General features: G+C 43.2%; 21 protein-coding genes. 12 read left to right on the top strand and 9 right to left on the bottom strand.

Going from position 1 to position 24,608, the window contains the following annotated elements; all coding sequences use genetic code 11:
* Nucleotides 1-275: 275 nt before the first annotated feature.
* The gene (locus BY457_RS13310; RefSeq protein ID WP_106153819.1) at nucleotides 276-575 is read left to right on the top strand and encodes a DUF2752 domain-containing protein; all 300 of its coding nucleotides are present in this window, start codon (nucleotides 276-278) and stop codon (nucleotides 573-575) included.
* Between the two features lie 6 nt (nucleotides 576-581).
* On the top strand, nucleotides 582-926 hold the full coding sequence (locus BY457_RS13305; protein WP_181256481.1) for a TM2 domain-containing protein: 345 nt from the start codon (nucleotides 582-584) through the stop codon (nucleotides 924-926).
* Nucleotides 927-1,054: 128 nt separating this feature from the next.
* Here BY457_RS13305 and BY457_RS13300 read toward each other — a convergent pair whose 3' ends face one another.
* The gene (locus BY457_RS13300; protein ID WP_106153818.1) at nucleotides 1,055-1,513 is read right to left on the bottom strand and encodes a hypothetical protein; all 459 of its coding nucleotides are present in this window, start codon (nucleotides 1,511-1,513) and stop codon (nucleotides 1,055-1,057) included.
* A 260-nt stretch (nucleotides 1,514-1,773) separates the two neighbouring features.
* Between BY457_RS13300 and BY457_RS13295 the strand changes: the two genes are divergently transcribed.
* Nucleotides 1,774-2,829 (top strand): 3-dehydroquinate synthase, encoded by a 1,056-nt coding sequence (locus tag BY457_RS13295; protein ID WP_106153817.1) that lies wholly within the window; start codon nucleotides 1,774-1,776, stop codon nucleotides 2,827-2,829.
* Nucleotides 2,830-2,881: 52 nt separating this feature from the next.
* Entirely contained in the window at nucleotides 2,882-4,117 is a 1,236-nt protein-coding gene (locus BY457_RS13290; RefSeq protein ID WP_106153886.1) for a 3-phosphoshikimate 1-carboxyvinyltransferase, read from the top strand.
* Between the two features lie 104 nt (nucleotides 4,118-4,221).
* On the opposite strand, the gene lpdA is transcribed toward BY457_RS13290, so the two are convergent.
* The 4 genes from lpdA to BY457_RS13270 all read right to left on the bottom strand — a co-directional run bounded on the left by lpdA (nucleotide 4,222) and on the right by BY457_RS13270 (nucleotide 9,307).
* Nucleotides 4,222-5,613 carry a dihydrolipoyl dehydrogenase gene (lpdA, locus tag BY457_RS13285; protein WP_106153816.1) on the bottom strand — a complete coding sequence of 464 codons (1,392 nt, stop codon included), beginning with the start codon at nucleotides 5,611-5,613 and terminating at the stop codon, nucleotides 4,222-4,224.
* 175 nt (nucleotides 5,614-5,788) lie between these two features.
* Entirely contained in the window at nucleotides 5,789-6,889 is a 1,101-nt protein-coding gene (locus BY457_RS13280) for a TlpA disulfide reductase family protein (protein WP_106153815.1), read from the bottom strand.
* A gap of 10 nt (nucleotides 6,890-6,899) precedes the next feature.
* Nucleotides 6,900-8,036: a methylmalonyl Co-A mutase-associated GTPase MeaB gene (meaB, locus tag BY457_RS13275; protein ID WP_258176734.1), complete on the bottom strand. Its 1,137-nt coding sequence runs from the start codon at nucleotides 8,034-8,036 to the stop codon at nucleotides 6,900-6,902.
* Between the two features lie 191 nt (nucleotides 8,037-8,227).
* Entirely contained in the window at nucleotides 8,228-9,307 is a 1,080-nt protein-coding gene (locus tag BY457_RS13270; RefSeq protein ID WP_106153813.1) for a DUF1573 domain-containing protein, read from the bottom strand.
* A 443-nt stretch (nucleotides 9,308-9,750) separates the two neighbouring features.
* On the opposite strand from BY457_RS13270, the gene BY457_RS13265 reads away from it, so the two are divergent.
* Both BY457_RS13265 and BY457_RS13260 read left to right on the top strand, forming a co-directional pair.
* On the top strand, nucleotides 9,751-10,938 hold the full coding sequence (locus BY457_RS13265; protein WP_106153812.1) for a M20 metallopeptidase family protein: 1,188 nt from the start codon (nucleotides 9,751-9,753) through the stop codon (nucleotides 10,936-10,938).
* A 204-nt stretch (nucleotides 10,939-11,142) separates the two neighbouring features.
* Nucleotides 11,143-11,847: a Crp/Fnr family transcriptional regulator gene (locus tag BY457_RS13260; protein ID WP_106153811.1), complete on the top strand. Its 705-nt coding sequence runs from the start codon at nucleotides 11,143-11,145 to the stop codon at nucleotides 11,845-11,847.
* 286 nt (nucleotides 11,848-12,133) lie between these two features.
* Here the strand turns inward: BY457_RS13260 and BY457_RS13255 are convergent, their stop codons facing one another.
* Together BY457_RS13255 and BY457_RS13250 are read right to left on the bottom strand one after the other, a co-directional pair.
* Nucleotides 12,134-14,599 carry a bifunctional UDP-N-acetylmuramoyl-tripeptide:D-alanyl-D-alanine ligase/alanine racemase gene (locus BY457_RS13255; RefSeq protein WP_106153810.1) on the bottom strand — a complete coding sequence of 822 codons (2,466 nt, stop codon included), beginning with the start codon at nucleotides 14,597-14,599 and terminating at the stop codon, nucleotides 12,134-12,136.
* Nucleotides 14,596-15,174, bottom strand: coding sequence for a thymidine kinase (locus tag BY457_RS13250; protein ID WP_106153809.1), 579 nt, complete (start codon nucleotides 15,172-15,174; stop codon nucleotides 14,596-14,598). Before BY457_RS13250 ends, BY457_RS13255 begins: the two co-directional genes overlap by 4 nt.
* Nucleotides 15,175-15,246: 72 nt before the next feature.
* Between BY457_RS13250 and BY457_RS13245 the strand changes: the two genes are divergently transcribed.
* The 4 genes from BY457_RS13245 (at nucleotide 15,247) to BY457_RS13230 (ending at nucleotide 18,696) form a co-directional block, all read left to right on the top strand.
* The gene (locus tag BY457_RS13245) at nucleotides 15,247-16,077 is read left to right on the top strand and encodes a hypothetical protein (RefSeq protein ID WP_106153808.1); all 831 of its coding nucleotides are present in this window, start codon (nucleotides 15,247-15,249) and stop codon (nucleotides 16,075-16,077) included.
* Nucleotides 16,078-16,084: 7 nt separating this feature from the next.
* Nucleotides 16,085-16,759 (top strand): 16S rRNA (cytidine(1402)-2'-O)-methyltransferase, encoded by a 675-nt coding sequence (gene rsmI, locus BY457_RS13240; protein WP_106153807.1) that lies wholly within the window; start codon nucleotides 16,085-16,087, stop codon nucleotides 16,757-16,759.
* A gap of 103 nt (nucleotides 16,760-16,862) precedes the next feature.
* Nucleotides 16,863-17,735: a Cbp1 family collagen-binding glycoprotein adhesin gene (locus BY457_RS13235; RefSeq protein WP_106153806.1), complete on the top strand. Its 873-nt coding sequence runs from the start codon at nucleotides 16,863-16,865 to the stop codon at nucleotides 17,733-17,735.
* A gap of 268 nt (nucleotides 17,736-18,003) precedes the next feature.
* Nucleotides 18,004-18,696, top strand: coding sequence for a YjjG family noncanonical pyrimidine nucleotidase (locus BY457_RS13230; RefSeq protein ID WP_106153805.1), 693 nt, complete (start codon nucleotides 18,004-18,006; stop codon nucleotides 18,694-18,696).
* A 90-nt stretch (nucleotides 18,697-18,786) separates the two neighbouring features.
* Here BY457_RS13230 and dnaB read toward each other — a convergent pair whose 3' ends face one another.
* Nucleotides 18,787-20,367, bottom strand: coding sequence for a replicative DNA helicase (gene dnaB, locus BY457_RS13225; RefSeq protein ID WP_106153804.1), 1,581 nt, complete (start codon nucleotides 20,365-20,367; stop codon nucleotides 18,787-18,789).
* A gap of 433 nt (nucleotides 20,368-20,800) precedes the next feature.
* Entirely contained in the window at nucleotides 20,801-21,802 is a 1,002-nt protein-coding gene (locus BY457_RS13220) for a glycoside hydrolase family 5 protein (RefSeq protein WP_106153803.1), read from the bottom strand.
* 551 nt (nucleotides 21,803-22,353) lie between these two features.
* Here BY457_RS13220 and BY457_RS13215 point away from each other — a divergent pair.
* Complete coding sequence (locus BY457_RS13215; RefSeq protein ID WP_106153802.1) at nucleotides 22,354-22,980, top strand: outer membrane beta-barrel protein; 627 nt, start codon at nucleotides 22,354-22,356, stop codon at nucleotides 22,978-22,980.
* 139 nt (nucleotides 22,981-23,119) lie between these two features.
* Nucleotides 23,120-24,532, top strand: coding sequence for a hypothetical protein (locus tag BY457_RS13210; RefSeq protein ID WP_106153801.1), 1,413 nt, complete (start codon nucleotides 23,120-23,122; stop codon nucleotides 24,530-24,532).
* The last annotated feature ends 76 nt before the right edge of the window (nucleotides 24,533-24,608 follow it).

The following is a 24,608-nucleotide window of genomic DNA, read 5'->3' as shown; positions in this document are numbered from 1 at the left end:
TCAATCAATGAGTTAACAAATTGATCGTTGGCCCCCATTCAGGGACCTGGTTCATGTTAAGTTCACCCCACGGGTTTGGCACCCGGGGCTATTTAAATTTGCCCCCTGCGGGGACGAACCAGTTCTGCCCTATCCGCAATAAACTATGCCTTAAAAGCTATTAAAGAAGTTGAAAACCATTCGCAGATTATTTTACTGAATTATTTCTTTATTGATAAATAGTTTGTATTTTCACGACGATTGAAAATTCCGGTTGATTTTAGCCTGCTTCATTCATGAAATATCAATTTCATAAGAGACATATCGAGGCATTTTTCTGGATTGTGGCCATTATCCTGCTGGCATTTACCAATCCGGAAGGCTCCGGACATCTGTCACTTTGTCCGGTGAAAAACATGGGATTCAACTTCTGTCCGGGATGCGGACTGGGACATTCCATTTCATGGATCTTCAAAGGTGATTTCAATGCTTCATTTCATTGTCATCCTCTTGGAATTCCCGCTTTGATTATCCTCCTGACCAGAAGCTTCAATTTACTAAAACATGACATCCATCTATCGAAAAAACCAATCTAAAAACCAATGGAACGAATTTACAAACTGATGCCTGAAGCCGATATGGAAGAGGCATATTTCCTGGACAATCTGCTCAAAGAGAAAAGCGACCAACAGGTCAATGATTTCTTAATGGTTTACCGTTCGCGGCGACGGGATCCGCAAATGACACTGCTTACCGCACTCATTGGCTTTCTCGGCATCTCCGGAGTGCATCGTTTTCTGCTCAATCAGATAGGAATGGGAATCCTTTACCTTTTCACTGCAGGCCTTTGCTTTATCGGAACCATTGTGGATCTGGTAAATCATCGAACTCTTACCTTCGAATACAACCAAAAAATGGCGCACGAAATCATGCAGATGATGCGATGAGGAAAAATAGTCAGTAGGGAACAGGGAAAAGTGAATAGTTTGTAGTCAGTAGAGATAAGTCGCTGTAAGGTTACCCCCTGTCTCATGCCGGGAGTTAGAATCATTATAGCAACGATTCAATCAGGGAGCTATCTCTTTTCCAGCTTCCGGAGAAATGCACTCAATTTCTCCCGTCCTGCTTTCCCCATTGCTGACAATCCAACCGGGGGATATTTGGCCACTCCATCCTGCATCCGCTGAAAAAGAACAAGCTTGGAAACCATCCCGGCTGCACCGAAACGAATTTCATGATGATGAAAGTTTTGAAGCGGAATCTTGAAGGCTTTAAACTTTCGACCCACCGGGAAAAGGTTGTAATATTTCACCATCAGATTTGCATTGTTTTCCACTTCCACATGCACATAACAATAACCTCCGATATAGAAAAACAGGGCAATTAATCCGATCACAACAGCCAATCCGATTCGCAACCACATAGGCGAATAGAAAAGCTCAAAAAAGGACAATGCAAAAACAATGACCAGCCCTGCCCAAATACCGGAAAAAATCATCAGGGCCCGTGCAGATTCCTTTTGGTTTACTATCATTTTACCATCATTTATTTCGAATCATACATAAAGGGTTTGTAATGAAATAAATTGACAGCTTTAACAAAGTTATTTTGTTCTTTATCAACTTGAAAACACTGCAAATAGCGGGCTATTTAATGGATTTTCAAGGAAGTTAAAGGGCAAAAGAACACGTTTAAAGTGTCAGGTTATTTTGGCACAATCCCAAAGCAAAGATAAAAGTTCGAACTCAATAAAAAAGCTTATTTTTGCAGCAATTACCTAATTAAAGAAAACAAATGCAACCATTACCGTCTAAATCTGCTCCCGTTTCCATCAGCAGGGATCCGGTAGCCGATCTAAATGAACTGATTGACAAAATATCGCCTGACAAGATATTCCTGCTCACTGATGAGCACACTCAATATCTTTGCCGCCCGCTAATAGAAGGGGTTAAAGGAGTCACCGACAGTCAATCCATCACCATCAAGGCCGGTGATCATCACAAAAACACCGGGGCGCTTGCTTCTGTATGGCAAATGTTGTCTGATGGCGGAGCCTCCCGGCACTCCCTGCTTATCAACCTGGGTGGCGGAATGCCCTGTGACCTGGGCGGATTTGCTGCAGCAACCTACAAACGCGGAATTCCGTTCATAAACCTCCCCACCACCCTGTTGTCGATGGTCGATGCCTCTGTTGGTGGTAAAACCGGCATTAATTTCAACGGCTTTAAAAATGAAATCGGTGCTTTTCGCATTGCCGAAATGGTGCTGATTCACACGCCGTTTCTAAACACACTGGATAAAGACAACTTGCTTTCGGGATATGCCGAAATGTTGAAACATGCACTCATCGACGCCCCCGAAACGCTTGAAAAGTTACTCATTACTGAACCGGACAATATTTCAGCAGAATTTCTGGCAGAACTCGTTGCAGATTCGGTCATGGTAAAGGACCGTTATGTGGAGGCGGATCCATTGGAAAAAAACATTCGCAAAGCTCTCAATTTGGGACATACCATTGGTCATGCTTTTGAAAGTCTGGCCATGAAGAAAAAACGTCCGGCCCTACACGGATATGCTGTTGCCTGGGGGTTAATTCCCGAATTGAAACTGGCCGTTGCAAAAGAGAAATTCCCCATGGAGATCGCCAAAAAAACGGAGAATTACATCAACCGGCTTTACGGCCATCACCAATTTACCACTGATGATTTTGATGCACTATTCTCCCTGATGCAACACGACAAAAAAAACAAAGGAGACCGCATCAACTTCACACTTTTAAGCAATGTGGGGACACCGGTCATTGATATTCATTGCAGCAGGGAAGAAATCAAATCAGCAATCTTTGATTAAAAACAGTCAGTCGTTTGCCATAACAACCGGCAACCGCAAATCATTTTACAATATGGCAAAACTAAAAGTTACCGCTCCCAAAGAAATCAAAAATACAGAAATAAACCTGCCTTCATCCAAAAGCATCAGTAACCGCTTACTCATTTTAAATGCTTTGTCGTACAGCCCTTTTCCGGTAAAAAACTTATCCGACAGCGATGACACAAAAGCGTTGGCTACAGCGTTGACCTCCAACGCCAGCCTGTTCAATGTGGGAGCTGCCGGCACCACAATGCGCTTTCTTACCGCTTTTTTAAGCCGAATCGTTGGTGAATGGATTATTACCGGAAGTGCACGAATGAAAGAGAGACCAATCAGCGTGTTGGTGGATGCCCTTCAAGAGATCGGAGCCAAAATTGAATATACTGAAAAAGAGGGGTATCCTCCCCTTAAAATCTTCGGCAGTTCGCTGCAGGGTAAAACCCTCGAATTGCCCGGCAACATCAGCAGCCAATATATCTCAGCCCTTCTGATGATTGCTCCGACAGTCACCGACGGTCTTACCCTGAAACTTATAGGAGACATCACCTCACGGCCCTATATCAACCTCACCCTTAAACTCATGGAACAATTCGGGATACAATACACATGGACCAACAACACCATTATTGTCCCCGAACAGCCATTTAAAGCCGTGGAAACCAAAGCAGAGGGAGACTGGAGCGCAGCCTCCTACTGGTTCCAGATCGTGGCGCTTTCCAAAAACAACAACACGGTTACGTTGGGCGGACTTAACAGGTACAGTCTGCAGGGAGACGCAGAAGTGGCCAATCTCTTTGATCAATTGGGAGTAAAACATAAATTCTCTCAGAAAGGCCTGCAACTTACCAAATCGGGCACCCCAACCAGACACTTTAGTTACGATTTCACTGACCAGCCCGATTTAGCCCAGACATTTGCCGTAACCTGTGCGTGTCTCAACGTACCCTTTCATTTAAAAGGTCTTCACACCTTAAAAATAAAAGAGACCGACCGCATCAATGCCCTTATTAATGAAGCCCGTAAGCTTGGCTTTATTTTCACCACCAACGATGTAGATGATTTGAAATGGGAAGGCCAACGAGAAGAAGTTTCCGGCCCGGCCACCATCAGCACCTACCATGACCACCGGATGGCTATGGCCTTTGCTCCGGCAGCACTTACCAATGACCAAATATTCATTGAAGATCCGGAGGTTGTCACAAAATCTTACCCCGACTACTGGGACGATTTAGTGAAAGCAGGATTTGGAGTGGAGATCATTGAATAAATACGAGTAAATCCGGAAGTCATCAACCATCAAAATAAATTAAAGGGGCTGTCCAAAAAGAATTGGGCAGCCCCTTCATTTTATAATGATAGCTCTATTTCATGCTAAATGTGAATAACCTCATCGTAGGCAGCAGCAGCGGCCTCCATCACAGCTTCCGACATGGTTGGGTGCGGATGAACTGTTTTGATAATTTCGTGACCAGTAGTCTCTAACTTACGGGCAGTCACCAACTCAGCAATCATCTCGGTAACATTTGCACCAATCATGTGTGCGCCGAGCAATTCACCGTATTTGGCATCGAAGATGAGTTTCACAAACCCCTCTTTGTGTCCTGCAGCACTGGCCTTACCACTTGCTGAGAACGGAAACTTACCAACTTTAAGCTCATATCCGGCCTCTTTGGCAGCTTTTTCTGTCATTCCCACAGAAGCAACTTCAGGAGTTGTATAAGTACAAGCAGGAATATTACCATAATTGAGAGGCTCCACATCTTTACCGGCAATTTTCTCCACACAGATAATTCCTTCGGCTGATGCGGTATGTGCCAGTGCTTGTCCGGGGACTATGTCGCCGATGGCGTAAACACCTTCGGCAGAAGTCCGGTAAAATTCGTCAACTTTAACACGTCCTTTTTCAACCTCCACACCGGCTTCCTCTAATCCGATATCTTCAATGTTAGGCGCAATTCCAACTGCAGAAAGCACAATATCTGCCTCAATGCTCTCTTCGCCCTTTTTGGTTTTCACCGTTACTTTCACCTTTTTACCGGAAGTGTCCACATTGGTAACTTCACTGCTGGTCATCACTTTAATGCCGGCTTTCTTAAATGAACGTCCCAACTGCTTAGAGACCTCTTCGTCCTCCAAAGGCACCACATTGTCGAGATATTCCACAAGGGTAACGTTAGTTCCAATAGAGTTATAGAAATAAGCAAATTCACTACCGATAGCTCCTGAGCCTACAACTACCATTGATTCCGGTTGTTTCTCCAGTGTCAAAGCTTTACGATAACCAATGATTTTTTCTCCGTCCTGTGGAAGATTAGGCAGCTGACGACTGCGGGCACCTGTGGCCAACAAAACATGTTTTGCCTCAATGGTATCTTTTTTACCATCGCTGTTGGTAACCTCAACTTTTTTGTCTTTGGTAAGTTTTCCGGTCCCCTGAATTACTTCAATCTTATTCTTCTTAAACAGAAACTGAATACCATTACTCATTCCACCGGCCACTTCACGGCTTCGTTTCACCATGGCTGAAAAATCGGCGGAAGCCTTGCCATCAATTTTGATACCATAGTCCTTAGCATGGTTCAGATATTCAAAAACCTGAGCACTCTTCAACAGCGACTTGGTGGGAATACAGCCCCAGTTCAGGCAAACACCGCCCAGTTCGGCCTTTTCCACAACGCCTACTTTCATACCAAGCTGGGAAGCCCTGATAGCAGCCACATAGCCACCCGGGCCACTTCCTATAACAACGAGATCGTAACTCATAATTTTATATTACTTTATTTGATATAATAATGTGATTGATTCAAATCCAAATATCGGAGATATTTTAGAGTAAACAATCGATTTGAATCTTTGTTGAAAACAGGCCAATATTATAAAAAAGTAAGCCGGTCTTCGCGATGAAAACCGGCTCTTTTTTAGAAGTCTTGACTCGGACTTATAAAAGTTCTTTCAATTTATTCTGAAGCTGTTCGCCTCTGAGGTTTTTCTCAATAATATTTCCTTCTTTATCGAGCAGCAAGGTAAATGGAATAGACTGAACGCCATAAGTATTTGCCACATCTCCCTGAGGATCGTGCAGCAGTGTCCAGGTCATATTGTCTTCTTCCACAGCCTTTCGCCAGGGCTCAGCAGTTTTATCAAGTGAAACACCTACGATTTCAAAGTTTTCACCACCAAACTCTTCATAAGCCTTAACCATGTTGGGGCTTTCGTTGCGGCAGGGACTGCACCATGATGCCCAGAAATCCAGAAATACATATTTTCCCTGGAAATCTGCAAGGCTCACTTCGTTACCTTCCAGATCTGTCAATGTAAAGTCAGGAGCAGCATTTCCCACCTGAATAGCGGTTTCAGCAGCCTGTTGCTTTTTCATCGGTTCCAGCATTTTTTCCAGTTCAAGCACATACGGGTGTCCGGCATTGCTTTCCTGCAAAGAAGCCACCAACTCCTCAAGTTCGGGAAGCTCCATAGATCCGGCCATATTCATTGCCAGAAATGCACCAACCACATTATCGGTATTTGCCATCACAAAATCGCGGTAATATTGCTGTTGCTCCTGCATAATTCCCTGATACTCGGCAGCCAGTTCCTGCATTTTCTCCTGATCACCGCTTTGACGGGCAGCCATAAATTCCTGCTGAAGGCTTTGAGCACGATCATTGGAAGGAACACCATCATTAAACTCTTTAAATTTGGCGTTAATTTCAGATCCTGCAACTTCAGCATCCTGCATATTCTCAACATCAGCATTGATGGTGATGTTAGCATTTTCCAGGAAGAATGCCACAGGTACCTGATTATCGTCCACATAAATCAGGTGAAGCTCAGGATGCTCAACAGAACCTGTAAAAGTAAAAGCACCGTCAACAATCTCAGCAGTATCAACGGCAACAGGGCCCTGTGCTTCAATCTTCTGCAACACGGCTTGTCCTTCTGTCACACCCTCTACAGTTCCACTTACCTTATATTGGTCAGTTTTGCCACAAGAAGCCAAAACCACAAGGCCAGTCAATAATAAAAAACCAATCTTTCTCATAAAATAATCATTATAGTTTATCAAAGTATTTATTCAATAAGTCACGAGCTGCAATAAATGAACTGGTTTCTGCATTCAGCACCTTTTTTTCATATTGTTTCAACTCACCTTTTATTTCCGGATGATGATAAAAATTATTTTTCAACTGTTCGTTGATACTTTCAAACATCCAGTATTTTGATTGTTCCCGACGATTATTGCTGAAATAACCGTTTTCCCGGGTCATCTTTACATATTCCAGGATCATCTCCCAAACATCTTCCACTCCTTCATCAAAAAGAGATGAGCAGATTTCCACTCTGGGAGTCCAGCCTGATTGCGTAGGAGGAAACAAATGCAAGGCATTCCTGTATTCCGTCCGGGCCATTTTGGCCTTCTGGATATTTTGTCCGTCTGCCTTGTTAATCGCAATGGCATCGGCCATTTCCATTATTCCTCTTTTTATCCCCTGCAGTTCATCACCTGCACCGGCGAGCATCAGAAGCAAAAAGAAATCTACCATCGAGTGCACGGCCGTTTCCGACTGTCCCACTCCCACCGTCTCAATAAAAATCGTATCAAAGCCGGCGGCTTCACAAAGGATAATGGTCTCTCTGGTTTTTCGGGCTACCCCACCCAACGAACCGGCTGATGGTGAGGGACGAATGTAAGCATTTTTTTCGGCCGACAATTTTTCCATCCGGGTTTTGTCTCCCAAAATACTTCCACGGGAACGCTCACTACTGGGATCAATGGCCAGCACGGCCAGCTTTCCGCCCCGCTTCAGAATATGCATCCCTAAAGCTTCGATAAAAGTACTCTTACCAGCACCCGGCACTCCGGTAATACCAAGTCTTACAGATTTACCGGCATAGGGCACACACTTCTCTATAATTTGCTGAGCTACCTCCTGGTGTTCCGGTTTACTGCTCTCAATCATAGTTACAGCCCGGCTCAATATGGTTACATTCCCTTCCAGAATCCCTTCCACATACTGATCAACAGTCAATTTAGACCGCTTTCGTCCCAAAAACCGTTTCGCGGCATCAGGATTAACCGATGGAAGGCTCTCCACTCCTTTATTTACGTTCAACCCCTTATAGGCTGGATCATTTTCCACATGTTTGTGTCCGTCCCAGACATCCATTCTCCATTGTTTTTTGCTCATCGCTCTTACCCGGTAGTTGCTATGCAAACGGCAGGTAAGAAGGGATGGAAATTATGTTACTCTCCGGAAAAGGCCCGGAATATCTGATAAAGTTTTCGGCATGGAACAGAGAAAAATATTAACCAGATACAGAAAATCGTTTCTGAATTGGTTTCCTCGGCCCTCTTTCACGCTGAAAACTTATCCTCCTTTTATTTCACCACTGTTCCGGTCAACCGAAGCAACATGGTACTTTTCTTTGGGTCATTGGAATAGATGGTTACCGATTTATTTTGTCTTCCACTCATTCCTCTTGAGTTAAATTCTGCCACCACATTGGTACTTTCTCCGGGGGCAATCACCATTTTATCGGGCTGAATAGCAGTACATCCGCAAGAAGCACGCACTTTTCTCAAAACCAGATTAGATTTCCCTGAATTGGTGATTACAAAATTGTGAGAAACTTTTTCTCCCTGCTTCAGCTCACCAAAATCAAAAACCCGGTTGTCAACATCCAAAACAGGAGCATTGGCAATCTGTTCATCTGTCCAGGCAGAAAAATCCTCTTCGATGGTCGCACTTACACTCAACCTGTTTCTACGATTGCTCTCACCGTTTATTTTCAAATAAATTTGATCGACCACAAACCCCCAGTCGCTTTTTACACCTGCGTCATAAACAGCAGTGATAACTCCTTTTTTTCCGGGAGCCACAACCTCCGGATCCACACTTACATTCAAATGAGAAGGAACACCTTCAAAATCGATGGCAACCTCACTGTCAGATGAATTGATGAATTCCAACTCTTCAGTTTTAACCTCCTCCGGAGCAATGCGTGTCAAAGAAAGATGAGAGGTCTTCAGTCTGATTGGCCCCATCTCCCTGGGATAAATATCCTCAAGTGTTTTCTCCTTCGGCAGCACCTTTCCGGTAATACGGAGCACCTTGGTAGGCTCTGTACCATTGGTTGAAACAATTGCGGACTTATTAAAGTTGCCGGGCCGGTTACGGGGATCAAATGTCACCTTGATAAATCCCTTTTTCCCGGGCTGAATAGGCTGACGAGTCCAATCCGGACTTGTACATCCACAGGAAGCCCGAACATTATGAACAATCAGAGGTTGCCCGCCCTCGTTGGAAAATGTGAAAGTATGAGTTACGGTTCCTCCATCTTCTTTAACCTCTCCAAAATCGTAAATTTCTTCCTCAAAAGAGATGGAGGGCTTTGACTGCTGTGCCTGCAGCCCAAATCCAAGTAACAGAACAGCTAAAGACAATAATAACTTATGCATCATTATATGTTTTTGTTTATCAACTAGAAAAAAATCTGCTTAAACACAATTTCTTTCAATACATTCTCACAAAGCTAATAATAATTTTAATTCCGAAAATTTTCCAAAACCATGCCAAACCCGTAAAACAAGCTTCTAAATTTGGAAATTTCCATATTTTTCCCATATCCGCTGAAACCACTACCTTTGTAATTAGTTTCTGTCCATAAACTAAGCGTTTATCACGTGTTTGAACCGGAAAGTTCAAATTCAATGTGTGTAAAAAAATCTAAACTGCAGTCCCGAAGTAGCTTTTGTAAGGTTTTTTGAACAAAAAACCAACAAAAAGCACAATCGGGATGAGGATTTAGATTTGTGGCAACAACGCAGAAGTTGGACTTTATAGACAAACACTAATTAATATTTCTTTTTCCTTATCCGGATTACCTTACAAATAATGCACTATGGATAAATTAAAACAATTGATACAATCTCTAACCGATGAAAAGTTTGAAAAAATCATCGGTCACAGACGACATATTCATCAACATCCGGAACTGTCGTTTCAGGAACATAAAACCTCGGACTATGTGGCAGATGAATTAAAAAAACTAGGTATTCCATTTAAGCAGGGATATGCAGGGACAGGGATTGTGGCCACCATCGAGGGAACCGGAAAAGGCAAAACAGTTGCGTTGCGTGCCGATATGGATGCGCTCCCCATTCAGGAAGAGACATCACTGCCCTTTGCTTCAGTAAACAAAGGTGTCATGCACGCCTGCGGGCACGATGCCCACACTTCGGCATTACTGGGTGCTGCAGAAATTCTCTCCACTTTAAAAGAACACTGGAAAGGCACTGTATTACTGATATTTCAACCCGGAGAAGAGATGTTCCCCGGGGGCGCCGGACTGATGCTAAAAGAAGGAGCGCTGGATGACCCGAAGCCCGACCTGGTTATCGGGCAGCATGTATTACCCGATATGCCTGCAGGTCATGTAGGTTTCAAACCGGGGATGTACATGGCATCAGGAGACGAGGTATATCTGACCGTAAAAGGAAAAGGCGGGCATGCAGCTTTGCCACACACACTCAACGACACCATCCTGATTGCTTCCAGCATCATTGTAGCATTACAGCAGATAGTATCACGCATCGTTCCTGCCAGCATCCCTACGGTACTCTCGTTCGGCAAAATTGAAGGGTTGGGTGCCACCAACATTATTCCGGAAAAGGTGGAAATTGCCGGAACCTTACGAACCATGAATGAAGAATGGCGAATCATCATCCAAAATAAAATAAAAGAGATCGCCGAAGGGACAGCAAAAGCCATGGGAGCAGAATGCGAAGTTGATATAAAGCACGGCTACCCTGTGGTACATAATCACGAACAATCCACAAAAGATGCACTAACTTTTGCAAGGGAATTTCTGGATCCCAAAAATGTTGAAGAGATGGACATTCGTATGACTGCTGAAGATTTTGGCTACTATACCCATCGATTCCCTTCTGTTTTTTATCGTTTTGGAGTGGGACAAAAAAATGGAAAAACAGGAGCACTCCATACACCCCGACTCAACATTAATGAAGAGAGTCTGAAAACAGCAACAGAGATGCTCTCCTGGCTGGCCGTTCGATTCCTAAACCAATAACCCAACGGTAAATGCACTTAATGCACTTTTTTTCTTAATTTTGCATGTTATACAACATGATTTCACATCATTATTCAGAAAAAACCAAATCGCAATTTAAGCGTAAAGCGATTCATTTATGCGGATTTGGTTTTCCGGACTTCCCAACAAACACCGTATCCGGATGAATCGTGACAACAAAAAAGTTAAGCAGAGAAATAAGAAATGGGTAACAAAAAGGGCACATTACAGGAACCAACCATTAAAGACATTCCTCAACTATATGATGTATTAACCCCTGAGGAGAAAGAGTATCTGATGGCTAATCACACCACCATCCGATACAGAAAAAATCAGATCATCTATCAGGAAGGGGAAAAACCAACAGGACTGTCATGCATTGGTTCCGGAAAGGTGAAAATATATAAAGAAGGGATGACCGGTCGTGAGCAAATTGTGCGCATGGCCAGCGGCCCCGGGTTTATCGGTTATCGTGCCCTTTTTGCAGATGAAGCCCACATTGCTTCAGCGGTGGTTTTTGAACCCTGTGTGATTTTCCATGTGGCCAAAGATGTGATTATGGAACTGATGAGATCCAACAATGCACTCTGCATGAACATCATCAAATCATTCGCCACCGAATTGGGCTTTGCACGCTTCCGAACCGTATCTCTTACCCAAAAGCACATCCGGGGAAGACTGGCCGAGAGCATTTTGGTATTGCGAGATATCTATGGTTACGAAGAAGATGGTATCACGCTCGGCATTTACCTTTCCAGGGAGGATCTGGCCAACTTTTCCAATATGACAGCATCCAATGCCATACGCACACTTACCGCATTTGTCAAAGAGAAAGTACTCACTGTTGACGGGCGCATCATAAAAATTCTCGATGAGCAAAAACTGGAACGGATCTCGAGGCTAGGGTGAGGCAAATTTGTCAGTAGTCAGTAGTCAGTAGTCAGTAGTCAGTAGTCAGTAGTCAGTAGTTAGTAGTTAGTAGTCAGTAGTTAGTGACCCGACAGGCAGAAGTTTAAGAGGCAGAAGAAAAAATATTGACACAAAAGCCATCTTTCAACATTCTAAAGAAAGTTGTGCCTTTAAAGCAAAAATCTAACTGAATGTAATCATATTTCGATATAAGGCAACTTACAAGTCAAGTTAGATAAAAGTAGCCAGTAGCAAACCGGAAGCTGCACTATACCGAAGAAGCTGACTATTCCTTGTAATAGACCCTTGTAACCCGCCGGGAGATACTTGTCAGAATCTCATAAGGAATGGTTTCCAGTTGACGGGCCAGATTTGTCAATGGATAGTCATCTCCGAAAACAATGACTTCATCCCCCTCTTCGGCCTGGATGTCAGTCAGGTCAATCATACACATATCCATACAGATATTCCCGACTATGGGTGCCAAACGGCCGTTTACCATCATCTTGCCCACCCCGTTGCTTAAGTGACGGTTCAACCCATCGGCATACCCCACCGGAACCACACCAATCCGGCTGTCTCTCTTTACCATTCCCACACGGCCATATCCAATGGTTTCAAATCCCGGAACCGGTTTTATGTGAGAAATGTATGATTTCAGGGTGACCACATTGCGCAGATCTTCAATTTTACCGGGTCCAAAACCATAGAGTCCGATTCCCAGTCGCGCCATATCGAATCGTGCTTCCGGGAAACGTTCAATCCCCGCACTGTTCAGAATATGCATCATAAATTCAGTATCCAACTCTTTTTTTAAACGGTCGCAGATGGTCTTAAATTTTTTGATCTGCTGAAAAGTAAAAGCATCGTGCGCCTGGTCATCACTGCCTGCCAGATGCGAAAAAACGGATTTGACACGCAACGAAGGCATACGTCTGAGACGGTCAGCCAATTCGTCAATCTCATGTTCCAGAAAGCCCATTCGGTTCATTCCGGTATCCACTTTAATGTGAACGGGTATCACCGCGGATGCCTCGGCACGTGCCACTGCATCAAAAGCCTCCAGCACATTAAACCCATAGATTTCAGGCTCCAGATTGTAATCAAGCATTTGCAGGAAACTCTTCTCTTCAGGATTCATCACAATTATCGGAGTTGCAATACCTGCGCGCCGAAGTTCTACTCCCTCATCTGCAAAAGCGACACCCAGATAATCCACGTTCTGGTATTGCAGTGCTGCAGCGATTTCATAAGATCCGCTTCCGTAAGAAAAAGCCTTTACCATGGCCAGAAGCCTGGTGTCAGGCCCCAGCGACCGTCGGTAACGATTGAGGTTATGCACCATAGCGTCCAGGTTTATTTCCATCACAGTAGCATGTCGCTGTAACTCAAGACGCGATACAATTCTCTCGAAACTGTATTTCCTGGATCCTTTCACCAAAATGGCCTCTCCTCTGAAATGAAAAGTAGAAAGAGCTTCAAGCATCTCTTCCGTGGTTTCATAAAATGATGAAGGCAAATGAAAGTGTGATGCATAACGGACCATGGCCGGACCTACGCCCACCAATCGATCTATTTGCTTCTCATTTATCAGAGTGGCCACCAGCGGATACAAATCATAGTCAGGAATACCGGTTTGCAATAGATCTGAAAGTATTACTGTACGCTTCACCCCCTTTTTACGGCTTTGCTGAACAAGGAAATCAAGAGCTACCTCAAGTGAGGTAAAATCAGCATTGTAGGTGTCATTAATGACCAGGTTGTTATTAATCCCAACCTTCTGTTCCATACGCATTGCCACAGGAACCAATCCGCCAATTTTCTCAATAATCTGTTCGGGAGAATATCCCTGATAAAGCATGAACAAAACTACCGGGAGCGTATTTTCCACACTCACCTGATCGGTATAAGGAATGACCACCTCGAAGGTGTCCACGCCCCACCGAAGCATTAAATGCTTGCAATCATTAACCTCATCCTCGCTCAGCAATTGAAGCGTTGCTTTTTCTGCGCGGCCCCATGTCAGCAATTCCTTCTCGGGAAACATGGTTCCCATCCTCTCATCCACAAGCGCCTGATCACAATCGTATAAAATGGTATCCACCTCCTTAAAAAGCACCATTTTTTCTTCGAGCTTCTCCTCCAACGAGGAAAAATTCTCCTGATGTGCCTGTCCCAAAGTGGTAAAAAGTCCTATAGTTGGCCGGATAATCTCCTGCAACAGCCGCATCTCTCCCGGCATGGAAATCCCGGCCTCAAAGATGCCCAATTCCGACGTTTCATTCAGGTGCCAGACCGAGAAAGGCACTCCAATCTGACTGTTATAGCTACGAGGTGAGCGGGCAATGAAAACATCGCTGCCCATCATCTGAGTAATCCATTCTTTCACTATGGTTTTCCCGTTACTCCCGGTAATTCCCAGTACAGGGATCTGAAAACGGGATCTGTGCCACGCACCAATTTGCTGAAGGGCCCGCACCGGATTATTTACTTCAATCCAATTGGCTTCTTCAGCAACATCAGCCGGAATACGCCCCTTCCTGACCACAAAATTGCGCACCCCTTTCCTTACCAACTGATGCAAAAACTGATGTCCGTCGTGCTTATTTCCTGATAGCGCTATAAACAAGCTCTCGGCAGCATCATAAACGGAGCGACTATCAATCAACAAACGCGCCACCACCGAATCATTGTTTTTCACCAAATGCCCTTCACAGGCTTCTGCTATTTGCTCGGGAGAATAGGTAATCATTTTTTGTAAAATTTGTGATAACAGGCACGACAAACTGCCTCATAGTTGTCAGATGCCCCAAGTTCAACCAGCTTGTCACTCTGTGATTTTCGTAATGAATACTGTGCCAGATCGCCACAACGCATACAAATGGCATGTACCTTGGTGACATACTCGGCTGATGCCATCAATGCAGGCATGGGACCAAAGGGGATCCCTTTAAAATCCATATCCAAACCGGCAACAATGACCCGCACGCCCTGGCCTGCAAGCTGGTTACAGACACTCAAAAGGTTGTTGTCAAAAAACTGCGCTTCATCAATTCCAATTACATCCACATTGCTGCTCAGAAGCAAAATATTACCGGAACTCTCTACAGGAGTGGAACGAATACTGTTGGAATCATGAGACACCACCGCATCTTCGCTGTATCGGTTATCTACCAGAGGTTTAAAAATCTCCACCCGCTGACGGGCAATTCCGGCACGCCGAAGACGTCGAAGCAACTCTTCTGTTTTTCCGGAAAACATGGATCCGGCAATAACTTCAATCCATCCTCGTTTTTCAGACTTATCAACCTTATTTTCAAGAAACATTTAAAGAATAATTTATTTTCGCACTGCATTCACTACATTTGCAAATGTAACAAAAATGGGCCTCAAGCTATTATGGAAAAAGATGCTCTTCTAGAAATAATTATCCACGATCTAAAGGAAGTGGAGATAATGGCAGAAAATGCCAAAGGTGACAAACAGCTGTCAAAGGCTTACTTCAAGCTTTCCAGAAACAGGATAAACAGCATTCTGGATGAAATTGAAATGCTGGAAGAAATTTCGCTTCCGGTTAGCGAAACACAAGCCACCGAAAGCAAAAAAACACCTGCAATTCAAGACCATAAAGAGAACTCCCCGGTAATTGATCAGGAAAAAGAAGAAAAAAACAACCTAGAAGCCACAAAACCTAAAGAAACCGAGCTAAAAGATTTTCCTGAACATGAAACTCCTGAGGATAAATCAGTTCCTTCTCAGGATGAAACAACTCAGGAAAAAGAAACTGAACAGGAGCCGACCGTGACTAATGTTCCTGACGAGAAGGCAGTATCGAAAGAAGATATTCCCGTTCCCTCCCCTGAACCTGAAAAAAAACCTGATCAGGAGAAGAAAAAGGAAAACCAGGTACTGGGAGAGAAACTGGTATCCGAAAAATCTTCTTTCAACGAGCAAATAGGAAAACATCAGAAAAGCACATCATCTCAACGATCATTTAGTGCTCCTCCCATTTCTGACCTTAAAAAAGCAATGGGCATCAACGACCGGTTCTTTTTTCAAAGAGAGTTGTTCGGAGGCAGCGCAGATGTAATGAATCAAACCCTGGAGCAACTCAATGACATGCACGGAATTAATGAGGCTCAAAATTTCCTGCTTGCCAATTTCAACTGGGATCCGGAAAACGAAGCCGTGCTGAGTTTTATGGAACTGGTGGAACGCCGTTATCTTTAGTTTTATCATGAGTAAACTATATGTGATTCCCACGCCCATAGGTAACCTGGAAGACATCACTTTCCGGGCTGTCAGAATTCTCAAAGAGGTGGATTTTATCCTCGCCGAAGACACCCGAACTTCAGGAAAGCTCCTAAAGCACCTGGAAATAACCACAAAAATGTATGCCCACCATAAATTCAACGAGCATGCATCAGTAGAGAAGGTCATTTCCCGTCTCGCCAATGGAGAAACTGCCGCCCTGATATCAGATGCCGGAACCCCGGCCATCTCAGACCCGGGATATCTGGTTGTCCGAAATTGCATCGAAGCAGGTATTTCCGTGGAATGCCTCCCGGGACCAACCGCCTTTGTCCCGGCTCTGGTAACAGCAGGACTTCCCAATGATAAATTCTGCTTCGAAGGTTTTCTACCGGTAAAAAAGGGACGAAAAACCAGGCTGGAATTTCTTCAGAACGAAAAAAGAACGATGGTTTTTTATGAATCCCCCCACCGGTTGCTAAAAACCCTCGGTCAATTTTCCGAATTTTTCGGAGACGCCCGACAGGCCGCTGTTTGCAGAGAGATCAGCAAAATCCATGAAGAAACGGTAAGAGGCTCATTACAGGAACTCGTTGCTCACTTTTCCGATCATCCACCCAAAGGAGAAATTGTTTTAATTGTCAACGGACAAAAAGATTAATAACTTTGATTGGTATTTTTGTGTCATAAATACAATAAATATCTCCTGAACTACGTACTATACAGGTAATCAGGAAAGATTTTAAAACATAAACCTTAGTAAAATGAAAAAGCTATTAATTATATTTTTTGTCCTGCCTCTCCTTTGGCAATGTCAAAGTGGTCCAAGCCGCACCGAACTCAAACAGCAAAACGATTCTCTCGCCAGAGCTACCGCTCAGAAAGACAGCCAGATGAATCAAATGATAAATACGATTGGCGACATTGAAGCAACCCTCCGTGTTATTAAAGAAAAAGAACAAATCATTGCCTTAAAAGCTCGTCAGGGAGAAACTTCCGGTGAGTCGGCCGACCAAATCAATGAAGACATAAGGCTCATCTATGATTTGATGGTTCAAAATAAAGAACGCATCGAGTCGCTTGAGCAACAGCTGAAGCAGTCAGGTATTGAAACAGGCCGTTTGAACAAGTTGGTGGCGAATCTGAATGATGAGCTGCGCCAAAAGAATGTGGAGATCAAACAACTCAACGATCTGCTCAAAAAGAAAAATGCAGAAATCGATGATATGTTTTACGCCCTTACAGATATGGAGATCGCACTTGACTCCATTAAATCGGCAAACGAAGAGACACAAAAAGAGCTGGAGTCAACCCGTGATGATATGCACACTGCATACTATGCCATCGGGACAAAAACTGAATTAAAAGAAAAAAACATCATCAACCGCGAAGGATTTCTTTTCTTTGGCAAAACAGAACTTCTGAAAGAGAATTTTGAAAAAGAATACTTTGCTGAGATTGACATCCGGGTAACAGACAGCCTGGAATTGTTTCAACCCAATATTGAGGTTCTCACCTCGCATCCGGAAAATTCATTTTCCCTCAGTACGGATAAAAATGGCAATATGATTCTGAAAATAGAAGATAAGGATGCTTTTTGGAGTATCTCAAGGTATCTGGTTGTTCAAGCCAAATAAACCCTCGGCAGAGGAAACTCAATAAGATACAAAATCCGGATCTCTCAGTAAAACTCTGCGGGGATCCGGATTTTTAACCTAACCTGAATAATTCATAAATAATTTATTACGATGATCAACCAACTGCGAAATATGAACGTCCTCGATAAAATTGATTTGAAAATAGTTCACTATTTCCTTCATCAATTTCATCTGCGGTTGTCCATATTTCTTGCTGTTTGACCATCTCATCACAAAAATTCATGAATTAATCAGGCTAAGATATGATATGCCGTACAAACATCTATTTTTCGATCTCGACCATACCCTATGGGATTTCCACAACAATCAAATAACAACCCTGAAAAAACTTTTCGACACCTATCAACTGAATCGTTTTTTCAACAGCTTCGATGATTTCTTTGCCAAATACATGCCCATCAACACAAGTCTCTGGCATGAATACCAACATGGTCGCATCCCCAAACGGGAGGTAAAAGTGGGGCGTTTCCACCAAACATTTTCTCAGGCTGGATTTGATGACATTGCCGTTGCCGAAGCCTTTGCCAATGACTTTGTTTCCGGAAACTCACTCCAAACAGGGGTAATTCCCCATGCAATGGAGGTTCTTGATTACCTAAAACATAAAAAATACCACCTCTACATCATCACCAACGGTTTCAGGGAAGCCCAACACACCAAAATGGAGAAAAGTGGCTTGACCCGTTTTTTTGAACGCATCTTCATTTCCGAAGATATCGGAGTCAGCAAGCCCCACCGTGCTTTTTTTGAATACGCAGTAAAAAGTGCCAACGCCAGGAAAAAGGAGAGTCTGGTAATTGGTGACAGCTTGGAAAACGATATTAAAGGAGCCCGGGAGTTCGGGATCGATCAGGTCTATTTTAATCCGGAGAAAACTCCACACGAAGAGACAATTTCAAAAGAAATTTCATCTCTGAAAGAGTTGATGGAATGGCTTTAAGGGCGCAGAGGTGAGAGATGAGAGCTAAGAGGTGAAAGATAAGGGTTGAGAGCCATCTCGCTGCATACCACCGGAATTCAGCAAGATTTATTAAAACGGTGCATCCTTGTCAAATCCGGCCGGTGGTGCATCAAAACCTCCTCCTTGTCCGGGAGCAAAACCTCCTGACGGAACACCTTCATCCTCATTCATCTTAGACTTTAAAGTCATCGGCTCCGAACCTCCGTTTCCGGGATCAAAACCGTCACCCGCCATTGGCAATCCCTGAAGATCCGGATCTTCGAAACGAGCCAGCTCTTTACGGAAGCGCAGACGCACATCACCGGTAGCACCGTTCCTGTGCTTAGCAATAATCACCTCGCCCATGCCCTCAAGAGAATAACCTTCTGCATCTTCAAACAGTCCATAATACTCAGGGCGGTGAATAAAACACACCATATCGGCATCCTGCTCAATCGCTCCCGACTCACGCAAATCGGCCAACTGGGGACGTTTCCCTTCCAGACCTGTACGATTCTCCACCCCACGGTTCAGCTGGGAAAGTGCAATGATGGGAACATCCAATTCTTTGGCCAACCCTTTAAGAGATCGGGAAATCATACTCACCTCCTGCTCACGACTACCGGGGTTCATTCCGGCAGCACTCATCAACTGAAGGTAGTCAATGATGATGATTTTGATGTCGTGCTGCTTTTTCAAACGACGACATTTAGCTCTTAACTCAAAAACTGACAATCCCGGTGTGTCATCAACAAAAATGGGGGCCCCCATCAGCGAATGAATTTTTGAATCCAACTGCTCCCATTCCTGAGGAGACAGGTTTCCGTTTTTAATTTTCTCACCCGGAATCTCAGTTTCCGACACAATCAAACGATTCACAAGCTGCACGTTTGCCATCTCAAGGGAAAACAATGCTACAGGTTGTTTATGAGTAATGGCCATATTACGGGCCATGGAAAGTACAAAAGCTGTTTTTCCCATTGCCGGACGAGCAGCAATAATAACCAGGTCAGATGCCTGCCAGCCGGAAGTCATTCGGTCCAGTCCGGTAAAGCCTGAAGGCACACCACTTAAACCGTCAGTCCTTTTCCCCGCCTCTTTAATCCTTTCTATGGATTCCTGAATAACCGGATCAATCTGGGTCACATCCTTTTTCATGGTGCCCTGTGACAAAAGGAAGAAGCTGTTTTCAGCCTCATCCAGAAGGTCGTTCACATCCAGAGATTCATCGTATGACCGGGTTTGAAGATCACTGGAAATATGGATCATCTCACGCTGCAAATATTTCTGCCAGATAATTCGGGCATGATACTCAATATGGGCAGCAGAAGCTACGCGACTGGTTAGTTGGGACACAAAAAAAGCACCTCCCACCTCTTCCAGTTTTCCAAGTTTCTTCAACTCTTCAGTAACAGTGAGGATATCAACCGGTTGCTCATGAAAGAAAAGATTGGAAATGGCCTGAAAAATATGCTGATGGGCTTCACGATAAAAACACTCAGGCTTTAGAAGTTCGGAAACAATAAGGAAAGCATCCTTTTCCAACAACAAAGCACCCAAAATTGCCTCTTCAACTTCTACTGCTTGTGGGGGAATTCTGCCCATTTCAGTATCAGCCTGAATCGGAGTTCTCCGATTGTTATTGTTCTTAAAATTACTTTTTTGGGCCATGACCAAATGTTAAAACTTTTACCGTAATAAGAAATCTGAACTCGTGCGCACTGCGAATTACTTAGCAACCGTAATATCATAATATTGCATAAAACAGGCATGACAAAACTTTCGGAGCATAAACCCCAACGCCTCATCACAGAAACACTGTAATAACCAGCAATTTAAGAAAGACATAACTTGTGCAAACGGGTATGGGCAAAAGGATAACAAAGTTAGGAAAAATCATTCTATTACAAAACTCTCATTCGTTATGCAGAACCCGTATAAACCGCGGGAATCAGAATTTTACAAATAGGGAATCAACTCAATTACAACAGGTAACAAATTTCAAAAAGAAAAGATCCAATCGATAAAAAAGCTGTCTTTTCCCATTGATAGAACGGTAAAAGACAGCTTCAAATGAATCTATAAAAAGACAATAGAGATATTATTAATCCTCTGACATTGCGCTCTTAAAGAACTCACCCGCCCGTGTAGGGGTAAAGTCCCAGTCTTTAATCAATTGTGGCGACCAGCCAGGATCAAAAACCCAGGCAACATAGGAAATTCCTTTTTCATCAAAATATCCGGTAAGGGTCTCTCCGTAGGTTTCATCTCCCAGACATGGAATGTGTGCGCCTTTCTGATCCGGATACATATACCCCACCTCGGTGGCAATCACCGGATAGTTGTCTGCCACAAAGCCGAAATCTCTCTCCCACTGCGGAACCCAGGGCTGTTCCCGTTTTTGAGGATAGGGATGACTCACATAGGCAATTCCTGCCACAGGCAATGGGTCGTTCATAACGGGAGTCAGATCATAGGCCCAGTTAAATCCGGCCACCAAAGGCACTGCCTCAGGATTATTGGCACGAACAACAGCAATGATATCCAACAAAATATCGCTCCACTGCTCCCAGGTTAATGTTCCCAGTTCACCATTATACGTGGTTGGTTCATTAAATATTTCATAAAGGGCAACAGCCGGTTCATCTTTATACCTGCGACTGATGGTGTACCAGAAACGATAAGTCTCCCGAATAGAAGTATCATACATTTCATTCTGGAAAAGTCCGGTGCGCAAATTCCCAATCGAGTGCCAATCAATAATTACGTACAATCCGGCTTCTTTAGCCCATTCGACTCCCTGATCAAGTAATTTGAGGTATTCTTCCTGTCCTCTTTCCCGCCAGGCAGCAGGATGTACCGGCAAACGAACAATATTTGCCCCCCAGGCAGCCACCTCATTAAAAATATCGGCCTTCCACTGCCCCTCCTTCACCAGGCGGTCGGGGTCCGCAATATTCAAGCCTTCAAAAACAACGACTTCATTTTGTTCATTAACAAAATTCTTACCATCTACCGAAATACGGGAAAAGGTATGATCCTGAGCTGATGCAGACATGCCAAATACCAGGATAATCAGGAACAAAAAGGAGAATCTTTTCTTCATAAGATTAATTTATTTTTCAAAATCAAATAAAGTGTAAATTAAACACTTTAACAAATATAAACATTTTGAAGTTGTTTTACCTGATTAATTGATAAATAATCAATAGTACCCTAAATATTTTTTCAAAAGGGATTTCATCCCTTAAACCCTGAATTACTTTTTTGTCTTGATACAAAAAAGTAATCAAAAAACTTATTTCATGAATATTGCTGCGTTCGACATTATCCAAGCAAGCTTGGCTACTGTTCTCACTAATCGCAATATTTTTAGGCTTATCTGCCAAGGTCAGTCCCTATCAAGCCAGCAAGTGCATTCAAACTATTTATTTAGAACACGATTGATAAATAATCATTGATGCCAGGTAAAATTTGAAATTGAACCTCTACACTCTCAATGACATTATTTTGAATGGTATTGAAACCTCACCATATAAAAATTCATGAAACGAAGTTCGACAAAGTCATCTAACCTGGTTAGAAACCCTTTTTCAAAAAAAACCTATCTTTACAATCAAAGATTACGGCTCACAATAAAAACCCAAACCAATAATTATGAGACCTTTAATTCTAATCCTCAGCCTAAGTTTGCTAACGTTCTCAGGGTTTGCGCAACAGCAGAATCCGTCCAACAAAAAACTAGGAATTACCTTCACAGCGGTTGGAGACAATGATGTTTCAACCTCTAATGCTTTGGATGGTGCAGGCTCCACCTACGGAGAGGGATTCTTTTCCATTGGCCTGTCATACCAGCAGAACTTGTCAAAAAACTGGCTTAAATTTAAAACCGGCCTGGAGTACTCGCACCAAAAAATCAGGACAGAATCGGCTCCCTATAGTCCGGAAATTGAAAAGACTATCACCCACTCCAACTTCTCATTAATCACTATTCCCGTAACTTTAAAAGCACGCTTCCTGAAATTTCTCTTTTTAGAAGGAGGAGGAATCGTAGATGTTTATACCGGCCCTGATGCGCGCATCGACAGTCAGGCAGGCCTTGGAGTTGAACTGGGATACGGAATCCAGTATGAGATGAACTCAGGATGGATGCTCACAATAACCCATTACGCCAGAATGCATGCACTACTTTCATTTATGGGGGAAGATCAACATCTTTGGGAAAACGGCCTGAGATTTGGTGTTCATATGCCTTTCTCGGTTATTTCCCGAAAGGAAAAATAACCAAATACTTCCTGATAATATCCTTTAAGATAAACACATATTAAATTACAGTACGATCACAACAACTATTTACCAATTGAACATGCATAAACTACTGCCTGCCAAATTCATCAAACCTCAATAATTAAAATCTAAACCAATGAGAAGACTTATTACCTCTTTGCTGCTTCTAACTGCATTTTTAATGGCTGCTACACCTCAAAAAGTCAGAAAAGAAAAAGTTGAAATTCAATTCGAAACCACACCTTTGGTAAAACTTAAGACACAACCCAAGACTTTTGGATCAAACGCTTTTCACCTAAACCTCGGTGGGCTTGAAAGAACAAACAGCAGCCCGGACTTAATTGTCCTAAACAATGTTTATCCTGCTGCAAAACTTTCCAACTGGTGGCTCGAAGACCCAACCAGTATCGATGCAGGTCAGCGGTATGACAAATCTTTCTATACGCAACCTTACACCACCACGGTAAAGGACAAAGATGGAAACATCATTTTTCACCGCGTATATAGCGTTTTTGAAGCCGAATCAGGAGAGCCTGTCAATGGAACCTTAAGATCAGAACTTTCAGTTCAGTTACATCAGGCCAGAGAACTATCTTACCTTTTTTCGCCCAATTATGTGCCCAAGTTTGACATAAAACTGTTTTATATCAAAAAAAGTGATAACCACGATGACATTAACTCTGCAGTAGAAGATGCAAAAAGAGCCATTGAGCTGCATAACAACAAGGAATATGAGAAGGCAAAGCCAGAATTTGAAAAAGCACTGAACAAATGGATGGCTGCACTGGACGAAAAGGATCTTTCCGATAAAAACGCCAGAATAAACGAATCAGTCACCAAAGGGCTGTATCAAAATGTCATCCAGATCCTCGCTATCCTTGGAAATTTTGAAGAAGCAGAAGAGATTAAGACCACTGCAAGTGAGGAGATCGGAGGTTTTTACAACCTTGCCCTAAATGGTCACAACTTCCTGACGGACAACCTAAAAATGATCACCAAAGGCAACAATGGGGCGTCAAATTTCAAATTCGTTGATCTTGAATATGATGAATCGGTAAAACCCATGATCGAAGGGGAAAACCGTATGAAACCGGATTCTCCAAACGATATCAGAAATTTACTCACAGGCTCCTGGAGATTTATGTGCATCACTACGGACAATCTCCCTGCATCCATTGAAGATTTTGACCCGACAAACAGACCGGAAAATTTGTTAGGCGATGTAAGAGATCGAATTCTTCATCTCAACCCAGATGGAACGAGCATTGAACAAAGAGGATCATGGGAGGAAGGGGATGAACAAATCATGGATAGAGGCTTCAGTGGTTTCTGGAGGTTTGCTCCGGGCCCCAAAAACAAGTTTTATCTCATGTTTGGAACAGAAGAAGAGGACTTTGAAAACATTCAGGAAAATTATGATTATTTTGAAGTAATGGATGTCTGGTACATTAATGATAAAAAAATGATTCTTAAAATTACGAATTATAACCCTGACATGGATGGATATGGATTTTACGTTCAGCTTCAGAGAATACCTATGGTTATGTAGATAACCTGTCACAAACAAAAGAAGCCGTTTCCCCTTTTTGAAAAACGGCTTCTTTTGTAACTAACCAGTGATTGAC

The organism is Marinilabilia salmonicolor (genome assembly GCF_003003035.1).
GTDB classification, from domain to species: domain Bacteria; phylum Bacteroidota; class Bacteroidia; order Bacteroidales; family Marinilabiliaceae; genus Marinilabilia; species Marinilabilia salmonicolor_A.
This window is presented reverse-complemented; position numbering and strand designations above follow the sequence as displayed.

Coding starts and splice junctions, on each gene's coding strand:
- BY457_RS13245 (WP_106153808.1), top strand. CDS start 15,247: ATGGAAAAAGATGCTCTTCTAGAAATAATTATCCACGATCTAAAGGAA.
- meaB (WP_258176734.1), bottom strand. CDS start 8,036: ATGAGCAAAAAACAATGGAGAATGGATGTCTGGGACGGACACAAACAT.
- BY457_RS13210 (WP_106153801.1), top strand. CDS start 23,120: ATGAGAAGACTTATTACCTCTTTGCTGCTTCTAACTGCATTTTTAATG.
- BY457_RS13305 (WP_181256481.1), top strand. CDS start 582: ATGGAACGAATTTACAAACTGATGCCTGAAGCCGATATGGAAGAGGCA.
- BY457_RS13220 (WP_106153803.1), bottom strand. CDS start 21,802: ATGAAGAAAAGATTCTCCTTTTTGTTCCTGATTATCCTGGTATTTGGC.
- lpdA (WP_106153816.1), bottom strand. CDS start 5,613: ATGAGTTACGATCTCGTTGTTATAGGAAGTGGCCCGGGTGGCTATGTG.
- BY457_RS13280 (WP_106153815.1), bottom strand. CDS start 6,889: ATGAGAAAGATTGGTTTTTTATTATTGACTGGCCTTGTGGTTTTGGCT.
- dnaB (WP_106153804.1), bottom strand. CDS start 20,367: ATGGCCCAAAAAAGTAATTTTAAGAACAATAACAATCGGAGAACTCCG.
- BY457_RS13290 (WP_106153886.1), top strand. CDS start 2,882: ATGGCAAAACTAAAAGTTACCGCTCCCAAAGAAATCAAAAATACAGAA.
- BY457_RS13260 (WP_106153811.1), top strand. CDS start 11,143: ATGGGTAACAAAAAGGGCACATTACAGGAACCAACCATTAAAGACATT.
- BY457_RS13215 (WP_106153802.1), top strand. CDS start 22,354: ATGAGACCTTTAATTCTAATCCTCAGCCTAAGTTTGCTAACGTTCTCA.
- BY457_RS13300 (WP_106153818.1), bottom strand. CDS start 1,513: ATGATAGTAAACCAAAAGGAATCTGCACGGGCCCTGATGATTTTTTCC.
- rsmI (WP_106153807.1), top strand. CDS start 16,085: ATGAGTAAACTATATGTGATTCCCACGCCCATAGGTAACCTGGAAGAC.
- BY457_RS13230 (WP_106153805.1), top strand. CDS start 18,004: ATGCCGTACAAACATCTATTTTTCGATCTCGACCATACCCTATGGGAT.
- BY457_RS13310 (WP_106153819.1), top strand. CDS start 276: ATGAAATATCAATTTCATAAGAGACATATCGAGGCATTTTTCTGGATT.
- BY457_RS13250 (WP_106153809.1), bottom strand. CDS start 15,174: ATGTTTCTTGAAAATAAGGTTGATAAGTCTGAAAAACGAGGATGGATT.
- BY457_RS13270 (WP_106153813.1), bottom strand. CDS start 9,307: ATGCATAAGTTATTATTGTCTTTAGCTGTTCTGTTACTTGGATTTGGG.
- BY457_RS13265 (WP_106153812.1), top strand. CDS start 9,751: ATGGATAAATTAAAACAATTGATACAATCTCTAACCGATGAAAAGTTT.
- BY457_RS13235 (WP_106153806.1), top strand. CDS start 16,863: ATGAAAAAGCTATTAATTATATTTTTTGTCCTGCCTCTCCTTTGGCAA.
- BY457_RS13295 (WP_106153817.1), top strand. CDS start 1,774: ATGCAACCATTACCGTCTAAATCTGCTCCCGTTTCCATCAGCAGGGAT.
- BY457_RS13255 (WP_106153810.1), bottom strand. CDS start 14,599: ATGATTACCTATTCTCCCGAGCAAATAGCAGAAGCCTGTGAAGGGCAT.